This is a genomic window from Amphritea pacifica, from assembly GCF_016924145.1.
Taxonomy (GTDB): Bacteria; Pseudomonadota; Gammaproteobacteria; order Pseudomonadales; family Balneatricaceae; genus Amphritea; species Amphritea pacifica.
In genome coordinates this window covers 13,276-27,382 of sequence record NZ_JAFFZO010000021.1, presented here as the reverse complement: position 1 = coordinate 27,382, position 14,107 = coordinate 13,276, and the positions used below count along the sequence as shown (strand labels likewise).

The 14,107-nt window shown below is 53.3% G+C and carries 15 protein-coding genes; 10 read left to right on the top strand and 5 right to left on the bottom strand.

The genetic code is table 11. The annotated features are described in order from the left end of the window. Positions 1-4 precede the first annotated feature (4 nt). From JW499_RS13170 to JW499_RS13160, 3 genes are read left to right on the top strand one after another with little or no spacing between them, the layout of a single operon-like run. Complete coding sequence (locus JW499_RS13170; RefSeq protein WP_205211044.1) at positions 5-1,159, top strand: murein hydrolase activator EnvC family protein; 1,155 nt, start codon at positions 5-7, stop codon at positions 1,157-1,159. Positions 1,160-1,211: 52 nt separating this feature from the next. Continuing rightward, positions 1,212-2,546, top strand: a complete 1,335-nt coding sequence (locus JW499_RS13165) for a S41 family peptidase (RefSeq protein WP_205211043.1) — start codon at positions 1,212-1,214, stop codon at positions 2,544-2,546. Continuing rightward, on the top strand, positions 2,543-3,415 hold the full coding sequence (locus JW499_RS13160) for a divergent polysaccharide deacetylase family protein (RefSeq protein ID WP_205211042.1): 873 nt from the start codon (positions 2,543-2,545) through the stop codon (positions 3,413-3,415). Before JW499_RS13165 ends, JW499_RS13160 begins: the two co-directional genes overlap by 4 nt. Here JW499_RS13160 and JW499_RS13155 read toward each other — a convergent pair. The 5 genes from JW499_RS13155 to coaBC form a co-directional block, all read right to left on the bottom strand. Beyond that, entirely contained in the window at positions 3,404-4,171 is a 768-nt protein-coding gene (locus JW499_RS13155) for a sulfite exporter TauE/SafE family protein (protein ID WP_205211041.1), read from the bottom strand. The two genes, JW499_RS13160 and JW499_RS13155, sit on opposite strands and share 12 nt — an antisense overlap. Positions 4,172-4,209: 38 nt before the next feature. Then, positions 4,210-4,806, bottom strand: coding sequence for a nucleoid occlusion factor SlmA (gene slmA, locus JW499_RS13150; protein WP_205211040.1), 597 nt, complete (start codon positions 4,804-4,806; stop codon positions 4,210-4,212). Beyond that, a complete protein-coding gene (gene argB, locus JW499_RS13145; RefSeq protein WP_205211039.1) occupies positions 4,806-5,720 on the bottom strand; it encodes an acetylglutamate kinase in 915 nt (304 codons plus the stop codon). Before argB ends, slmA begins: the two co-directional genes overlap by 1 nt. After that, on the bottom strand, positions 5,704-7,143 hold the full coding sequence (locus JW499_RS13140) for a phosphomannomutase/phosphoglucomutase (RefSeq protein ID WP_205211038.1): 1,440 nt from the start codon (positions 7,141-7,143) through the stop codon (positions 5,704-5,706). Before JW499_RS13140 ends, argB begins: the two co-directional genes overlap by 17 nt. Positions 7,144-7,280: 137 nt before the next feature. Continuing rightward, complete coding sequence (gene coaBC / locus JW499_RS13135) at positions 7,281-8,480, bottom strand: bifunctional phosphopantothenoylcysteine decarboxylase/phosphopantothenate--cysteine ligase CoaBC (RefSeq protein WP_205211037.1); 1,200 nt, start codon at positions 8,478-8,480, stop codon at positions 7,281-7,283. A gap of 147 nt (positions 8,481-8,627) precedes the next feature. Here coaBC and radC point away from each other — a divergent pair, with 147 nt between their 5' ends. The 7 genes from radC to JW499_RS13100 all read left to right on the top strand — a co-directional run bounded on the left by radC (position 8,628) and on the right by JW499_RS13100 (position 13,633). After that, positions 8,628-9,302, top strand: a complete 675-nt coding sequence (radC, locus tag JW499_RS13130; protein ID WP_205211036.1) for a RadC family protein — start codon at positions 8,628-8,630, stop codon at positions 9,300-9,302. Positions 9,303-9,512: 210 nt separating this feature from the next. Continuing rightward, positions 9,513-9,749 (top strand): 50S ribosomal protein L28, encoded by a 237-nt coding sequence (gene rpmB, locus JW499_RS13125; RefSeq protein ID WP_091359723.1) that lies wholly within the window; start codon positions 9,513-9,515, stop codon positions 9,747-9,749. Positions 9,750-9,760: 11 nt separating this feature from the next. Further along, positions 9,761-9,916 carry a 50S ribosomal protein L33 gene (gene rpmG, locus JW499_RS13120; protein ID WP_019622531.1) on the top strand — a complete coding sequence of 52 codons (156 nt, stop codon included), beginning with the start codon at positions 9,761-9,763 and terminating at the stop codon, positions 9,914-9,916. An 89-nt stretch (positions 9,917-10,005) separates the two neighbouring features. Beyond that, the gene (mutM, locus tag JW499_RS13115; protein ID WP_205211035.1) at positions 10,006-10,818 is read left to right on the top strand and encodes a bifunctional DNA-formamidopyrimidine glycosylase/DNA-(apurinic or apyrimidinic site) lyase; all 813 of its coding nucleotides are present in this window, start codon (positions 10,006-10,008) and stop codon (positions 10,816-10,818) included. Further along, the gene (locus JW499_RS13110; RefSeq protein WP_091359718.1) at positions 10,818-11,726 is read left to right on the top strand and encodes an alpha/beta hydrolase; all 909 of its coding nucleotides are present in this window, start codon (positions 10,818-10,820) and stop codon (positions 11,724-11,726) included. The genes mutM and JW499_RS13110 overlap by 1 nt, the downstream gene beginning before the upstream one ends. Positions 11,727-12,027: 301 nt before the next feature. Further along, positions 12,028-12,552: a phosphatase PAP2 family protein gene (locus JW499_RS13105; RefSeq protein ID WP_205211034.1), complete on the top strand. Its 525-nt coding sequence runs from the start codon at positions 12,028-12,030 to the stop codon at positions 12,550-12,552. Positions 12,553-12,592: 40 nt separating this feature from the next. Then, on the top strand, positions 12,593-13,633 hold the full coding sequence (locus JW499_RS13100) for an MJ1255/VC2487 family glycosyltransferase (RefSeq protein ID WP_205211033.1): 1,041 nt from the start codon (positions 12,593-12,595) through the stop codon (positions 13,631-13,633). The last annotated feature ends 474 nt before the right edge of the window (positions 13,634-14,107 follow it).

The window sequence follows — 14,107 nt, the reverse complement described above, 5'->3', positions numbered from 1 at the left end:
GTATATGCCGATAAAATTACGTACCGCTGTTATCGTTTCGCTGGTTTCGACACTGCTGTTTTCACCAGGGCAGGCGCTTTATGCTGCGCAGGAAAAAGCCACCGAAAAAGAGATCGTCAGTCTGAGAAAATCGATCGCCAAACTGACGCAGACACTGGGAGCATTAGAGGGAGAGCGCTCCTCTGTGCAACAGGCGTTGCGCCGGACTGATAAGAATATTGGGGAGCTGGCGCGGGAAATTCTGCGTTTGAATACCCAGCTTAGAGGGGCGGAGCAGCGGTTGGCCAGGCTGGAACAGCAGAAAAAGCCTCTGCTGGCAGGGCTGCAGAAGCAGGCTGCCGGTCTTGAACAGCAGCTGCGACAGCAGTATAAGGCGGGTCATCAGCCCCGCTTGCAGTTGTTGCTGAATCAGCGTGATCCGGAACAGGTCTCCCGCATGCTGCACTATTATGACCGGATCAATAAAACCCTGAGTGAACGTCTTGAATCATTTCGTCAGGGACTGGAGCGGCTGGACAGGGCTGAGCAGGAGATCCGTTCAGCGCAACAGGATATTTTTGACCGGCGAGATCTGCTTAAAGCCCGCTCTGATGATCTGGAATCGGTGCGGCAGGAGCGTCGTGTGGTGTTGAGCAAGCTCGAGTCGAAACTTAGCGATGGTGGTCAGCAACTGAAATCGATGCAGGCTGACCAGCGGCGTCTGGAAAAACTGCTGGCTCAGATTCGTGAGTCGATCGAAAAGATCTCGATTGGTGGTGATGAGCGCTCATTCAAAGAGCTGAAAGGGAAGTTGCCCTGGCCGGCACAGGGTCATGTGAGTCGCCGCTTCGGTAGTCAGCGGGATGGTATCCGCTATGAAGGGATACTGGTTGAACAAAAGGCGGGCCAGCCGGTCAGAGCGATCCATCATGGTCGGGTGGTGTTTTCCGACTGGTTAAGGGGTTATGGATTACTGACAATTGTGGATCATGGTGGGGGGTATATGAGTCTCTACGGTCACAATGAATCGCTATTACGGGAGGTTGGCGAGTGGGTTTCCGCAGGGGATCAACTGGCCACGGTGGGCAATAGTGGCGGTAGTAATGATTCGGGCCTTTATTTTGCTGTACGCTATAAAGGAAATTCTACAGATCCGTTGAAATGGCTGGCGAGAAGGTAGCCGTAGCGGTTATGCTGTCTTAATATTTAACAGATGTATAAAAGGATTAACCATGACGCTGAAGCAACAGCTATCCTGCCTGACTAAACCTCTGTTGTTGGGCTGTCTGCTGAGTGGGCTGGCAACCCCTCTGTTTGCTGCGACTGCAACACCGGAAGATGAGGCGGTTAAAACCATCCCGCTGGAAGAGATCCGTCTGTTTACCGAAGTGTTTGAACGTATTAAGAATGCCTATGTTGAACCGGTTGATGACGCCAAACTGCTGGAAGATGCGGTGCGGGGGATGCTGGCGGGTCTGGACCCGCACTCAGCGTATCTTGAGCCTGAAGCGTTCTCCGATCTGCAAAGTCACACCAGTGGAGAGTTTGGTGGGCTGGGGATTGAGATTGGTCTGGAAGATGGCTTTATCCGGGTAATTGCACCGATCGATGATACCCCGGCACAGCGGGCTGGTGTGAAAGCTGGCGATCTGATTATTAAGCTGGGAGACCAGCCGGTACAGGGTATGGGGCTTGCCGATGCAGTCAAACTGATGCGTGGTAAACCCGGCTCAGAACTGGTGCTGACAGTGGTGCGTGAAGGCGAAGATAAGCCGCTGGAGATTGTTGTGGTTCGCGACATTATTCGCGTTGCCAGTGTCAAACAACGGATGCTGGATGGCGGTATCGGCTATCTGCGTATTACCCAGTTCCAGGTGAATACCGGTCAGGATCTGCAGTCGGCAATCACAAAGCTTAAAGCGGAAAATGAGCTGAGCGGTGTAGTCCTGGATCTGCGTAATAACCCCGGTGGCGTATTGCGGGCAGCGGTAGATGTGTGCGATGCGTTTCTGGATCAGGGGCTGATTGTCTATACCCAGGGGCGGGTTGCTAATTCCGAGCTGCGCTATAACGCTACTCAGAATACTCTGATCGATAACAGCGTACCGATTGTTGTGCTGATCAATCAGGGCTCGGCCTCTGCGTCTGAGATCGTTGCTGGTGCGCTTCAGGATCAGGGTCGTGCCGTGATTATGGGAGTTGACAGTTTTGGTAAGGGGTCGGTGCAAACCATTTTGCCGCTGACCCGGCAGCGGGCACTTAAACTGACCACTGCACGTTACTATACTCCGCTTGGGCGCTCGATTCAGGCTCAGGGGATTGTGCCTGATGTCTATGTGGCTGAGGCGGATGTTAATCTTAAAGAGTCAGGGAATTTCATTAAAGAGCGCGACCTCAGTGGTCATCTGGAAAACGCCCGGGTAAAAGAGCCCGACCCGAGCGAGCCACAGGTGTCCATCGTTGAAAATGATTTCCAGCTGTATGAGGCACTAAACCTGCTCAAGGGGCTCGCTATAGTCAAATCGGCGGCTTCACGTCAGTCACAAGACGGTACTCAGGCTCAGTGAGTCGCGTCTCTGCAACCGCCTACAGCTTTGGGCTGGTGTTGCTCTTGCTGCTGTTTCAGTCCGTCAGGGCTGAAACCGCTCCGGCACGGCTGATTATTGTCGTTGATGATCTGGGCAATAGCCTGGAAAAGGGGCTGGCCGCGATTGATCTGCCGGGGCCGGTTGCCTATTCTGTTCTGCCCCATACTCCTCACAGCGTTGCACTGGCTGAGAAAGCATATAGCCAGGGTAAAGAGGTCATGTTGCATGCGCCGATGGCAAACACGGCGCATCTCCGGTTAGGGCCGGGAGCATTAACCGAGAATCAGAACCAGTTACAGCTGGAACGTATTCTGCGCGATGATATCGCTTCGGTCCCCCATGTTTCGGGTGTGAATAACCACATGGGCAGTCTGTTAACCCAGCAGCGCTCGAAAATGGACTGGGTGATGGGGGTGTTGGCTGAGCAGGGGTTGTTCTTTCTGGATAGCCGTACGACCAGTCAGACGACGGCCTGGAAGTCAGCTTATTCAACAGGTGTTCCCTGGCTGGTGCGCGATGTTTTTCTCGACCATGAGCAGAATACTGCGTTTATTGATAAACAGTTCCGCTACGGTTTGAAGTTGGCGCAGGAACAGGGGTTTGCTGTACTGATCTGTCACCCTTATCCGGTCACTATCCGCTATCTTCAGCAGGCATTACCCAAAATCGGTGAACAGGGTATACAACTGGTGGCACCCAGTGGGTTTCTGTTTCAGCAGGCGGAGGCTCGTCGACTGGTAGAGGCGCGGTTAGCTGAGCGCCAGCTGGATCATGAATGTGACCGGCATGAGGGGCACTGCCGCGACAGTCTGGCTCAGCAGGGTAGCCGCCACGCCCTAAAACAGTAGTGTCGCATCATAAATCAGCTTGATTCCAACGATGATTGTCAGTGCTTCAAAGACCCGCTTTACCAAGCCGTTCCCCCTGACCAGTGCGATATGAGTGCCGGTATAAGCGCCAATGATTGCGCCGATAATCAGTGCTGGCAGCCATTCCCAGTGGGGCGGTTGTTGCAGGGCAACCGTTATTGCGCCCGAACCGTTCCAGAAGAGACCGACCAGGATCAGGACATACGCTACTGCGGTTTTATAGTCCAGCCCGAACCAGCGAACCAGCCACAGGGTGACAAACAGCCCTGTTCCTGATGTCAGCGAACCGTTGAGAATCCCGATCAGACAGAGCACCAGTCCACCCAGTAACATACCAGAAAAGTCACGGTTACGGGGCTGGTGGGTCATGCCCAACTGAGTTTTGAAGATTGAATAGAGTCCCAGTCCGGTGGTGAGTAATCCCAGACTGAGAATGGTCAGCGATTCCGGCAGTTGCAACACCAGTATGCCGCCGGTGATAACGCCCGGCAGGCCAGATGCAAGTATAAACAGGCAGAAGCGTCGGTTGAGGGATTTTTCCCGCAGATGGCGCAGAGTTGCGCCAATTCCCAATGCTACACTGGCGATCTTATGGGTCGCCAGTGCGGTGCTGAAACTCAGCCCGAGAAACAGCAGTACCGGCAGTTGAAGCAGACCGGCACCGCCGCCAGCCATAGCCGAAAGGGCGTTGGCCAGCAGCGAAATCACCACCAGACTGAGTTGTTCGATGATCACGTTGTCAGAGTGCCTCTGGCTGAATCGGATTGCGGATGTTAGCGGCTGGCGGCTACCGCCAGAATACTCCACTGATCGGTCCAGTTGATCGTTGGCCGGGCTTTGAATTCACTACGGACAAACTGACGGATGCGCCCCTCCGCGCAGGCCAGCATCAGGTTGGCAGTCGCGCCGGTGGGCAGCTGGGTACGCAGCCCTTCGGTCTGTTCAGCTGTACGCAGAATCTGTTTCAACTGGGTTTCCATACGCTCAAAGAACTGATTGATGCGCTGTCTCAGCCGGTCGGTTTCACCGGACAGGGCGTCGCCGGTAAGAATCCTTGCCATCCCCGGATTCTTTTCCACAAATGCCAGCAACAGGGTGAGAATCTGCTCACACTGTTTCATCGCATTGGCATCTGAACCCGTGATGATGGTAATCCGGCTGAACATGGTGTCTTCAATGAACGCGATAAGCCCTTCAAACATCCGGGCTTTGCTGGGAAAGTGGCGGTAAAGCGCGGCTTCCGAGACGCCGACATGCCGGGCAAGAGCGGCGGTAGTGATACGTGCGCCGGGATCGCTTTCCAGCATCATCGCCAGAGATTGAAGAATCTGTTCACGCCGTGAAGGCTTTTCGGTTAGTTCTGCATCCATTACTCTTGAACCTTCCGGTGCTGGTTGGTGATCAGTGTACCCACACCTTCATCGGTGAAGAGTTCAAGTATACAGGAGTGTTCAACCCGGCCATCGATAATATGGGCGCTGTTCACACCGCATTTAACGGCGCTCAGGGCACAGTCGATCTTGGGCAGCATACCGCCGTAGATGGTGCCATCTTCAATCAGCGCATCAACCTGTGCGGTGGTCAGGCCGGTCAGAACGTTGCCCTCTTTATCCAGCAGGCCGCTGATGTTGGTCAGCAGAATCAGTTTTTCTGCCTGCATCACTTCTGCCACTTTACCGGCAACCAGGTCGGCATTGATATTGTAGGATTCGCCATCGCTGCCAACGCCGATAGGGGCGATGACCGGAATGAAATCTGAGTTGCTCAGCATATCAAGCACTTTGATATTGACGTGATCGACCTCTCCAACATGGCCAATGTCGATAATTTCTGGCGCTGACATCTCCGGAGACTGATGTTTTACCTTCAGTTTTCGGGCGCCCAGCAGCATACCGTCTTTGCCGGTCAGACCGATCGCTTTACCGCCGTTGCGATTGATCAGTCCGACAATATCTTTGTTAACCATGCCACCCAGTACCATCTCAACCACGTCCATGGTTTTTGAGTCGGTCACCCGCATGCCGTTAACAAAGTGAGATTCAATGGCCAGCTGATCCAGTAGCTCACCAATTTGCGGGCCACCCCCATGAACAACGATCGGGTTAATACCGATCAGTTTCATCATCACGATATCGCGGGCAAAGCTGTCCTTCAGTCTGTCATCGATCATCGCGTTACCGCCGTACTTGATGACAACGGTTTTACCTGCAAACTGCTGGATATAGGGGAGTGCTTCGCTTAGCACGTTGGCGGTATTCATCGCATCTTTACGTGACAGTGGCATGAGTATTGTCTCTATCTGTAGGGTTTGTGTAGTTTGTAACCGCTAACTCAGGGATTTGCAAGTCAGGAATTACCTGTTTCAGTTTCTGCTCCAGCAGCTGACTGATCCGCTGCAGCGCAACTGTGGTGAGTGCTTCAATTCTGAGCGTCAGCATCGGGGTTGTGTTGGACGGTCTGATGCCAAACCAGCCATCACTGTATTCTACCCGCAAACCGTCTGTATTACAGACCCGGGCCGGGGAAAAGTCCTGCTGTGTTAACTGCTCAATGATGCGGAACTTGTCCTCGTCGCTGACCGCGATATTGATCATCGGGGTGGAGGGTAGCGTGGCGAACTGGCTGAATAGCTCAGCGGCGGATTTATCCGAGTCACTTAGCAGCTGTAGTAGTCTGACTGCGGCATAGAGTCCATCGTCAAAGCCATACCACTGATCAGCAAAAAACAGATGGCCGCTGAATTCGCCCCCGAACAGGGCGTTGGTTTGCCGCATCCTGTTTTTGATCATGGAGTGGCCACAACGCCACATATCACCTTTCCCCCCCTGTTGTTCAATCAGCAGGGGGAGGTTTAGCGAGCATTTGACATCGTAGACGATCTCAGCGCCCGGATGGCGTTGCAGCAGGTCCTGCGCGAACAGGCAGATCAACTGATCCGGAGTAATGCTGGTTCCGTTGTTGCTGATCACCGCCAGGCGATCGCCATCACCGTCCAGGGCCAGCCCGATATCTGCTTTTGTCCTGATGACTTCAGTGATCAGGTCAGCCAGATTTTCAGCTTTTTCCGGGTCCGGGTGATGATTGGGAAAGGTCCCATCCACATCGCAGTACAATGCGGTCACTTCACAGCCCAGACGCTGTAAAAGCCTGACGATCCAGGGACCGGGGACGCCGTTGCCGCAATCGACCACCACCTTCAGGGGGCGGCGCAACCGCCGCTCAAGTAATACCCGCTCAAGGTAGGCCTCGCTGATATCCTGAGAGAGCCGGGTGCCCGAGCCATGGGTGAACCGGGAGGACTGGATGCGCTGGTAGAGACCGGTGATCTCGTCGCCGGACAGGGTATGCCCCGCCAGCATAATCTTAAAGCCGTTATAGTCAGCCGGATTATGGCTGCCGGTGACCATCACGCCTGAGCCGGTGTTCAGTGCGTGGGTGCCGTAGTATAAAGCCGGTGTCGGCACCATCCCCAGATCAACTACATCGATGCCACTTTGCCGTAATCCGCTGATCAGTGCCAGGCTTAGTTCCGGGCTGGAAAGGCGACCATCATGGCCAACACAGAGACGCTGTTGCTGTCGTTCACGGGCTTCGCTGCCAATGGCCCGACCGATCAGGCAGGCGCTGTCCGGGTTCAGACTATGCGGATAGATCCCGCGGATATCATAGGCGCGAAAGATCGCTGGATTGAGGTCTTGCCGGTTCAACGGTTCAATTTCCTAAACGCTATATTTCCTGGAAGCTATACCGCTGGAGACCGACACAGGGCAGGCCCCCTCTCCGCAGGCTTTTATGCAGACGGGGCCTGTTATTGTTGTGACGCTCCAGCGGTTTTTGCGCTGCTTCAGTTCTCCTGATGCGCTGCGATGATCTCAATCAGTTTAGACGCTAACTGACGTTTGCTGCTCAGCGGCAGTTGCTGGACATCATCGTGGCTGACAACGGTCACCGCATTATCATCACTGTTAAAGCCGATATCGCTACGGGAAACATCATTGGCAATGATCAGATCAAGGTTCTTACGGCTCAGCTTATCCTGTGCATAATGCACTACATCACGGGTTTCGGCCGCAAACCCCACGGTAAAAGGTTTATTCTGCCGGGCCGCGACACTGGCAACGATATCGGGGTTTTTCACCAGTCGCAGCTCCATAATCTCTTCGGTGCCTTTTTTCAGCTTATGCTCGGCGACTGCAACGGGGCGAAAATCCGCAACCGCGGCAGAGGCGATAAAGATATCGCACTCATCGATATGTTCAAGCGATGCGGCCAGCATCTGTTCAGCGCTTTCAACCATAATCCGTTCACAGCGCTGGGGGGCTGGCAGGTTAACCGGTCCGCTGATCAGCGTGACTTTTGCTCCTGCATCTACAGCCGCTTCAGCCAGGGCGTAGCCCATCTTGCCGGAGCTGTGATTGCTGATATAGCGTACCGGGTCCAGCGCTTCCCGGGTAGGACCTGCGGTAATAAAGACCCGCTTACCACTGAGCGACCCCCGGTCGAATAATGCTGCCGTTTGTTGTGCGATCTGCGCGGGTTCGAGCATCCGCCCGGGGCCAGTGTCGCCACAGGCCTGATCACCGATCCCCGGTCCCAGCAGACGCACCCCTTTTGCCTCTAAACTGGCGGCATTGCGCTGTGTTTGCTGATCGCGCCACATAGCCTGATTCATCGCCGGAGCCAGTACGATGGGGGCTTCAGTTGCCAGGCAGAGAGTGCTGAGCAGGTCATTCCCCTGGCCCCCGTCTAAACGCGCCATGAAATCGGCGCTGGCGGGTGCGATCAGAACCATATCGGCCCATTTAGCCAGTTCAATATGGCCCATGCCCGCTTCTGCTTCGGGATCGAGCAGGTGCTGATGCACAGGATTTCCGGAGAGCGCCTGCATGGTCAGAGGGGTAATGAATTCGGTGGCTGCCGGGGTCATCACCACCTGAACGTCAGCGCCGGCGCCTTTGAGTAATCGGGTGAGTTCGGCACTTTTATAGGCAGCGATGCCGCCGGTGATACCTAATACAATCTGTCTGTTAGTGAGTCTCTGCATACCGGGTAACTATTCATCTGCGGTAATGTGGGAGCCATACGATACCACTATCCAGTAGCGAGTTACATTCCTGCAGCGCATTGCCGGGGGCTGGTCTACAATGATTGGGTAAAATTCATTTATCATTGATAACACAGGGATGTGATAATGGCGATTACTGACTGGCCGGAGGCTGAACGTCCCCGGGAAAAACTGTTACGGCAGGGAGCTGCGAGCCTGTCAGATGGCGAGCTACTGGCAATTTTTCTACGCACGGGTGTCAAAGGCTGCAGTGCAGTGGATCTGGCTCGCCAGTTGCTGACACGGTTTGGTGGTTTACGAGCGTTAATAAAGTCGGATCAGCAGACGTTCTGTCAGCAGCTCGGGCTTGGGCCGGCTAAGTATGTTCAGCTGCAGGCGGTTATGGAGATCAGTCGCCGCTGTCAGGCTGAGCAGTTACAGCGGGATTCTGCGCTGACATCACCCGACCTGGTACGGGATTATCTGCAGCTGCAGTTGAGTGATCGCAGTCGTGAGGTGTTTGCCTGTCTGCTGCTGGATAGTCAACACCGGGTTATCTGCTTTGAGGAGTTGTTTAAGGGGACCATTGACAGTGCCACCGTACACCCCCGGGAGGTCGTGAAACTGGCACTGAGTCATAATGCCGCCGCGATGATTCTGGCTCACAATCACCCCTCTGGAATTGCTGAACCCAGTATGGCCGATCAGCATATTACTCAACGGATTAAAGAGGCGCTGAGTCTGGTTGATATCCGCTTGCTGGATCATATGGTTGTGGGCAGCGGAGTCACCGTCTCTCTGGCGGAAAGAGGATTAATCTGATGCAGAATAAAATTGTAAGCTTATGTAGCCATGAGCGTTTGTTTTCTGTACAATGCGCGCTCTTCTATCCACCGGTACGGGTTATTGTCTTTGGTTTGGACGCACCGCCTGAGGATATTGAAGCCACCCCATTTTAGCGGGGAACTATGGTTTCAGATCCAATAAGTATCTGATAGAGGCTACATAAACAATGTTAAAAGGTATTTTTCCATGTCTCGAGTTTGCATGGTTACAGGCAAGCGTCCTGTAACAGGAAACAACGTTTCCCACGCACTGAACCGCACACGTCGTCGCTTTTTGCCGAACCTGCACTGGCACCGTTTCTGGGTAGAGAGCGAGCAGAAGTTTGTCCGTCTGCGTGTTTCTTCCAAGGGTATGCGTATCATCGATAAGAAAGGTATCGATGTTGTGCTGGCTGAAGTTCGTAAGAACGGCATTAAAGTTTAAGGAGCACGATTATGCGCGATAAAATTAAGATGGTTTCTTCTGCAGGTACTGGTCACTTCTACACCACTACTAAGAACAAACGTACGACGCCTGATAAGCTGGAAATGAAGAAATTCGACCCAGTTGTTCGTCAGCACGTTATGTACAAAGAAGCTAAGATTAAGTAATAATCTGAGCTAAGCATAAAAACCCGGCTGGTCCGGGTTTTTTTGTGTCTGGAGACACCTGAACCGAGTCAATCTGAAGCCTGCTGAATATGCCAGAATTACCCGAAGTTGAAACCACCCGCCGGGGTATCGAACCACACATTGAGGGGCGTATGATCACTGCGCTCACCGTGCGTCAGCCGAAATTACGCTGGCCGGTTCCTGAACAGTTGTCTGAATGGGTAACAGGGGCACGCATCCATTCGGTCACCCGCCGGGGTAAATACCTGCTAATCAACCTGCCGGGTGGTTCGGTAATGATCCATCTGGGGATGTCTGGTAGTCTCTATATGGTGTCTTCAGATCAGCCAGCGGGTTATCATGACCATGTCGACCTGGTTCTGGATAGCGGTATGGCGTTGCGGCTGACGGATCCGCGCCGGTTCGGCTCGGTATTATGGCAGCCCGCCGGGCAACAGCATCTGTTACTCGAAGCTCTGGGGCCTGAACCGCTGAGCAGCGATTTCACCGCAGCCTATCTGCAACAGCGCTGCGCGGGTCGCAAACAGGCGATCAAGCCGTTTATTATGAATAGCCAGGTTGTGGTGGGGGTGGGTAATATTTACGCAAACGAGGCGTTGTTCGGTGCCGGTATTCACCCCAAACGGGCCGCAGGTAATATCTCTGCTGAGCGACTGACGCGCCTGGTCGAAGAGATCAGGATCGTGCTGGCCCGGGCTATTGAGCAGGGGGGAACCACGCTGAAAGACTTTGTCGGTGGTGATGGTAAACCCGGTTATTTTAAACAGCAGCTGAATGTGTATGGTCGTGGCGGTGAACCTTGTCATCACTGTAAATCAACACTGAAAGAGATCCGTCTGGGTCAGCGATCCACTGTCTATTGTCCGGAGTGTCAACGTTAATGGGAATTCTTGAACCGCTCTTGAAACCAACCCCGACAGGAGGGGAGATCTGCCCCAGCCGGGAGGATCTGCAACGTGCTCTGGGCAGTGGCGCCTATCTGGCTAAGCGTGAAACATTCCATGTCAGCGAGCTGCCGATCCATTGTGAGATCTATGAACACGGAATTGATTCCCCGGTACTGATGTTTCTGCCCGGTATTGGTACCTATGGTGAGCTCTATGCCGAGATGCTCTGGTCGCTTTCTCAGCGGGGCTTTAATGTTGTGGCGATTGATCCACCAGGCCATGGATACTCCGGCGGTGAGCGCGGAGTCTATACCGTTGAGTCGGTGCAGGAATCTGTTTCTCTGGTGATTGATGCTCTGGAGCAGCGCTATGATGGCCCCTATTTTATCTATGGTTACTCAATCGGTGCGCTGTTGGCGGTAGCTGCAGCTGAGAATGATGAGCGGATCAGTAAAGTGGTTTGTGGCACGCTGCTGACAACGGAAGTACCCCCTGACCTGTTTCACCTGCTGGGTTGGCAGTGGACCTGGGGGAGTGCGATGCTGTTTCCGGGGATGCGGTTACCGCTGGCCTGGATGGTGGATTATGATCATCTGCTGGCAGGGCATCCGGCAGGGATGTTGATAAATCATGACCCGATGCTGGTGCTGGACTACCCATTCAAAACACTGGCCAGCCTGTTCAGTCACAGAGCCGGGATTATGAAACGTAAATATCCATTCCAACTGGCTCTGGTCCAGGGGGAGCAGGATGAGGTGCTGTCTGTAGGCTATAGTCGGCGGGTAGTCTATGAAGCTGTGCAACCGATAGAGCTGATTACCGTGCCGGGAGAGGGGCATATGATGCCGCTGACAGCACCGCTTAAACTGGCAAATATTATTGCTGGCTGGCTTAACTCTTAATAATATAAGTGTTAAAAATAAAAGCTTTATAAGTCAAAGGCCTGAATATCATCTTTGGCCAGCGATCACTATGGGTTAAGTATGACAAAAAAGTTTGCTATCAAGTGCTTCACTGGCTGAAAAAGCACCCTGACAGCACTATTGTGGATGCCAGTCAGTCCCTTCCCCTAATTGTCCCTACCTGTCCCTACCTGTCCCTGTGGTCACTACGACTGTCACCGAAGCTTAAATAGCCGTTAACCGCTCTGTAATAGTTTTTGGAGGAGAATGTTGCCAAACAGCAAACATTTGGTCCGAAACTATGAACGCACTACAGCAACGCATAGTCGCATTTGATGTGGCACTGTACTATCTCTGTTTTGGTACCTGCAGACTACCGGTGATGCCGACAATCAGTCGCCTCATCTCGAAACTGGGTGATGGGGGGCTCTACCTTGTATCCGGCCTGCTGGTGGCCTGGTTAGATATTGAAAACGGGATCGATTTCCTGTTAACCGGGCTGTTTGTGTTTGCCATTGAGTTGCCCGTGTATATGTTTCTTAAACAGGCGATCAGGCGTGACCGTCCCTGTGATCGCTTTGCCGATGTTATACCTCAGATTACCCCCTCTGATAAGTTTAGTTTGCCGTCCGGGCATGCCGCTGCCGCGTTCGTGTTTGCCACGCTGCTGAGTTACTACTACCCCGGGTTAATGTTGCCTGCTTACACCCTGGCATTCCTGATCGCACTGGCCCGGGTGTTCCTGGGGGTGCATTACCCCACCGATATTCTGGCTGGCGCCGCATTAGGGCTGACCTCTTCGGTTATCGGGTTAAATCTGATCTGATATCTCTTTTTGAATCGTTTCAATATAGTCGGGATCTGCAATGAAAATTCTGTATGGCGTTCAGGCAACGGGCAACGGGCATATTACCCGGGCCAGAGTGATGGCTCCGGCGCTGGCGAAGGAGGGGATCGAGGTCGACTTTCTGTTTAGTGGAAGATCTCCTGATAAACTGTTTAATATGGAGCCTTTTGGTGAGTATCAGGTTCGCCGTGGTCTTACCTTCAGTGTTACCGACGGTAAAATTGATCGCTGGCGCAGTCTGACTCAAAACAGTCTTATTCAACTGGTTAAGGACATCCGGGCACTGGACCTTCAGGCGTATGATCTGGTCATCAGTGATTTTGAGCCGGTGACGGCCTGGGCCGCTAAGCTGCAGAAAAAGCCCAGTATCGGTATCGCTCATCAGTACGCTTTCAGTTATCCATTGCCGGGGCCGGGGATCGGTCGGGTAATGATGCCGATGATCCGTTTTTTCGCGCCCGTCCAGCAGGGGATCGGTTTGCACTGGCATCATTTTGATGGACCGATACTGCCCCCTCTGATTGAGGCTCAACCCTACCCGATTACCGTGCAGCAGGGGATGATTCTGGTGTATCTGCCTTTTGAAAACCGCGAGCAGATCAGGCAGTGGTTAATACCGTTCAGTGATTATGAGTTTCATGTTTATTGCGATATAGAGAGTCCGGAAAATGAGGAGCATATTTTTTGGCGACCTCTGTCTCGAGAGGCATTTCGTCAGGCTCAGGCTTGCTGCGATGGTGTGATTGCAAACTGTGGTTTTGGCCTGGCCAGCGAGGTAATACAGGCGGGGAAAAAGTTGCTGACAAAGCCGCTTGCCGGTCAGCCAGAGCAACTGTCTAACGCCGCGGTGCTGGCGCATCTGGGGCTGGCAGAGGTTTTTTCCGAGCTGGAAGAGGAGCAGTTCTATCGCTGGGCGGGACGGCCATCTCCTGAGCCGGTCGACTATCCCGATGTTGCGGCGGCTCTGGCCCGATGGATACTCAACGGTTGTCATCAGAGCGCCGGGATGCTGGCCCGTGAGTTGTGGCAGGATCTGTCGGTCGAACCGGTTGTTGTTTAACTCCACAATCGTAGCGGGAACCCGTCTCAGGGGGGAAATGTGACAGTGGGGAAACCCTGGCGGGATTACTGAACAGGGCTTCTGGGCTTATGGTTCAGAGCTGAACGTTATACCAAAAAAAAGAGAGTGCTCAGTTCCCCTTGAGCACTCTCTTTTATTTTACTGGCCAGATGATCTGTTCCTGATCCGTTGCCCTGGTGAAATCTTATCAGCTTCCTGCTGACATCCCTGTTCCCTTTTCACCTATCGATCATCTACGCCTGATATTTCAGCCGCTTGCCGTGTCCCTCATCCGTGAAGGCTATCGATCCGTCAGAATCAGTATCCTATTTCAGCGGTTAAGGAGCTATAGGAAAAAATCCTATTTTGCACTGCGATAGCCGGGGGCGTTAATGGAATAGTATGTGGTATAAAAACGGGCAAAAAAAAAGAGAGTACTCAGTTCCCCTTGAGCACTCTCTTCATACTGGCATC

Excerpts from the sequence above, each read along its gene's own strand:
- JW499_RS13100 (WP_205211033.1), top strand. The coding sequence starts at position 12,593 with ATGAAAATTCTGTATGGCGTTCAGGCAACGGGCAACGGGCATATTACC.
- coaBC (WP_205211037.1), bottom strand. The coding sequence starts at position 8,480 with ATGCAGAGACTCACTAACAGACAGATTGTATTAGGTATCACCGGCGGC.
- rpmG (WP_019622531.1), top strand. The coding sequence starts at position 9,761 with ATGCGCGATAAAATTAAGATGGTTTCTTCTGCAGGTACTGGTCACTTC.
- rpmB (WP_091359723.1), top strand. The coding sequence starts at position 9,513 with ATGTCTCGAGTTTGCATGGTTACAGGCAAGCGTCCTGTAACAGGAAAC.
- mutM (WP_205211035.1), top strand. The coding sequence starts at position 10,006 with ATGCCAGAATTACCCGAAGTTGAAACCACCCGCCGGGGTATCGAACCA.
- argB (WP_205211039.1), bottom strand. The coding sequence starts at position 5,720 with ATGCCACTGTCACGTAAAGATGCGATGAATACCGCCAACGTGCTAAGC.
- JW499_RS13165 (WP_205211043.1), top strand. The coding sequence starts at position 1,212 with ATGACGCTGAAGCAACAGCTATCCTGCCTGACTAAACCTCTGTTGTTG.
- JW499_RS13110 (WP_091359718.1), top strand. The coding sequence starts at position 10,818 with ATGGGAATTCTTGAACCGCTCTTGAAACCAACCCCGACAGGAGGGGAG.
- JW499_RS13170 (WP_205211044.1), top strand. The coding sequence starts at position 5 with ATGCCGATAAAATTACGTACCGCTGTTATCGTTTCGCTGGTTTCGACA.
- JW499_RS13105 (WP_205211034.1), top strand. The coding sequence starts at position 12,028 with ATGAACGCACTACAGCAACGCATAGTCGCATTTGATGTGGCACTGTAC.
- radC (WP_205211036.1), top strand. The coding sequence starts at position 8,628 with ATGGCGATTACTGACTGGCCGGAGGCTGAACGTCCCCGGGAAAAACTG.
- slmA (WP_205211040.1), bottom strand. The coding sequence starts at position 4,806 with ATGGATGCAGAACTAACCGAAAAGCCTTCACGGCGTGAACAGATTCTT.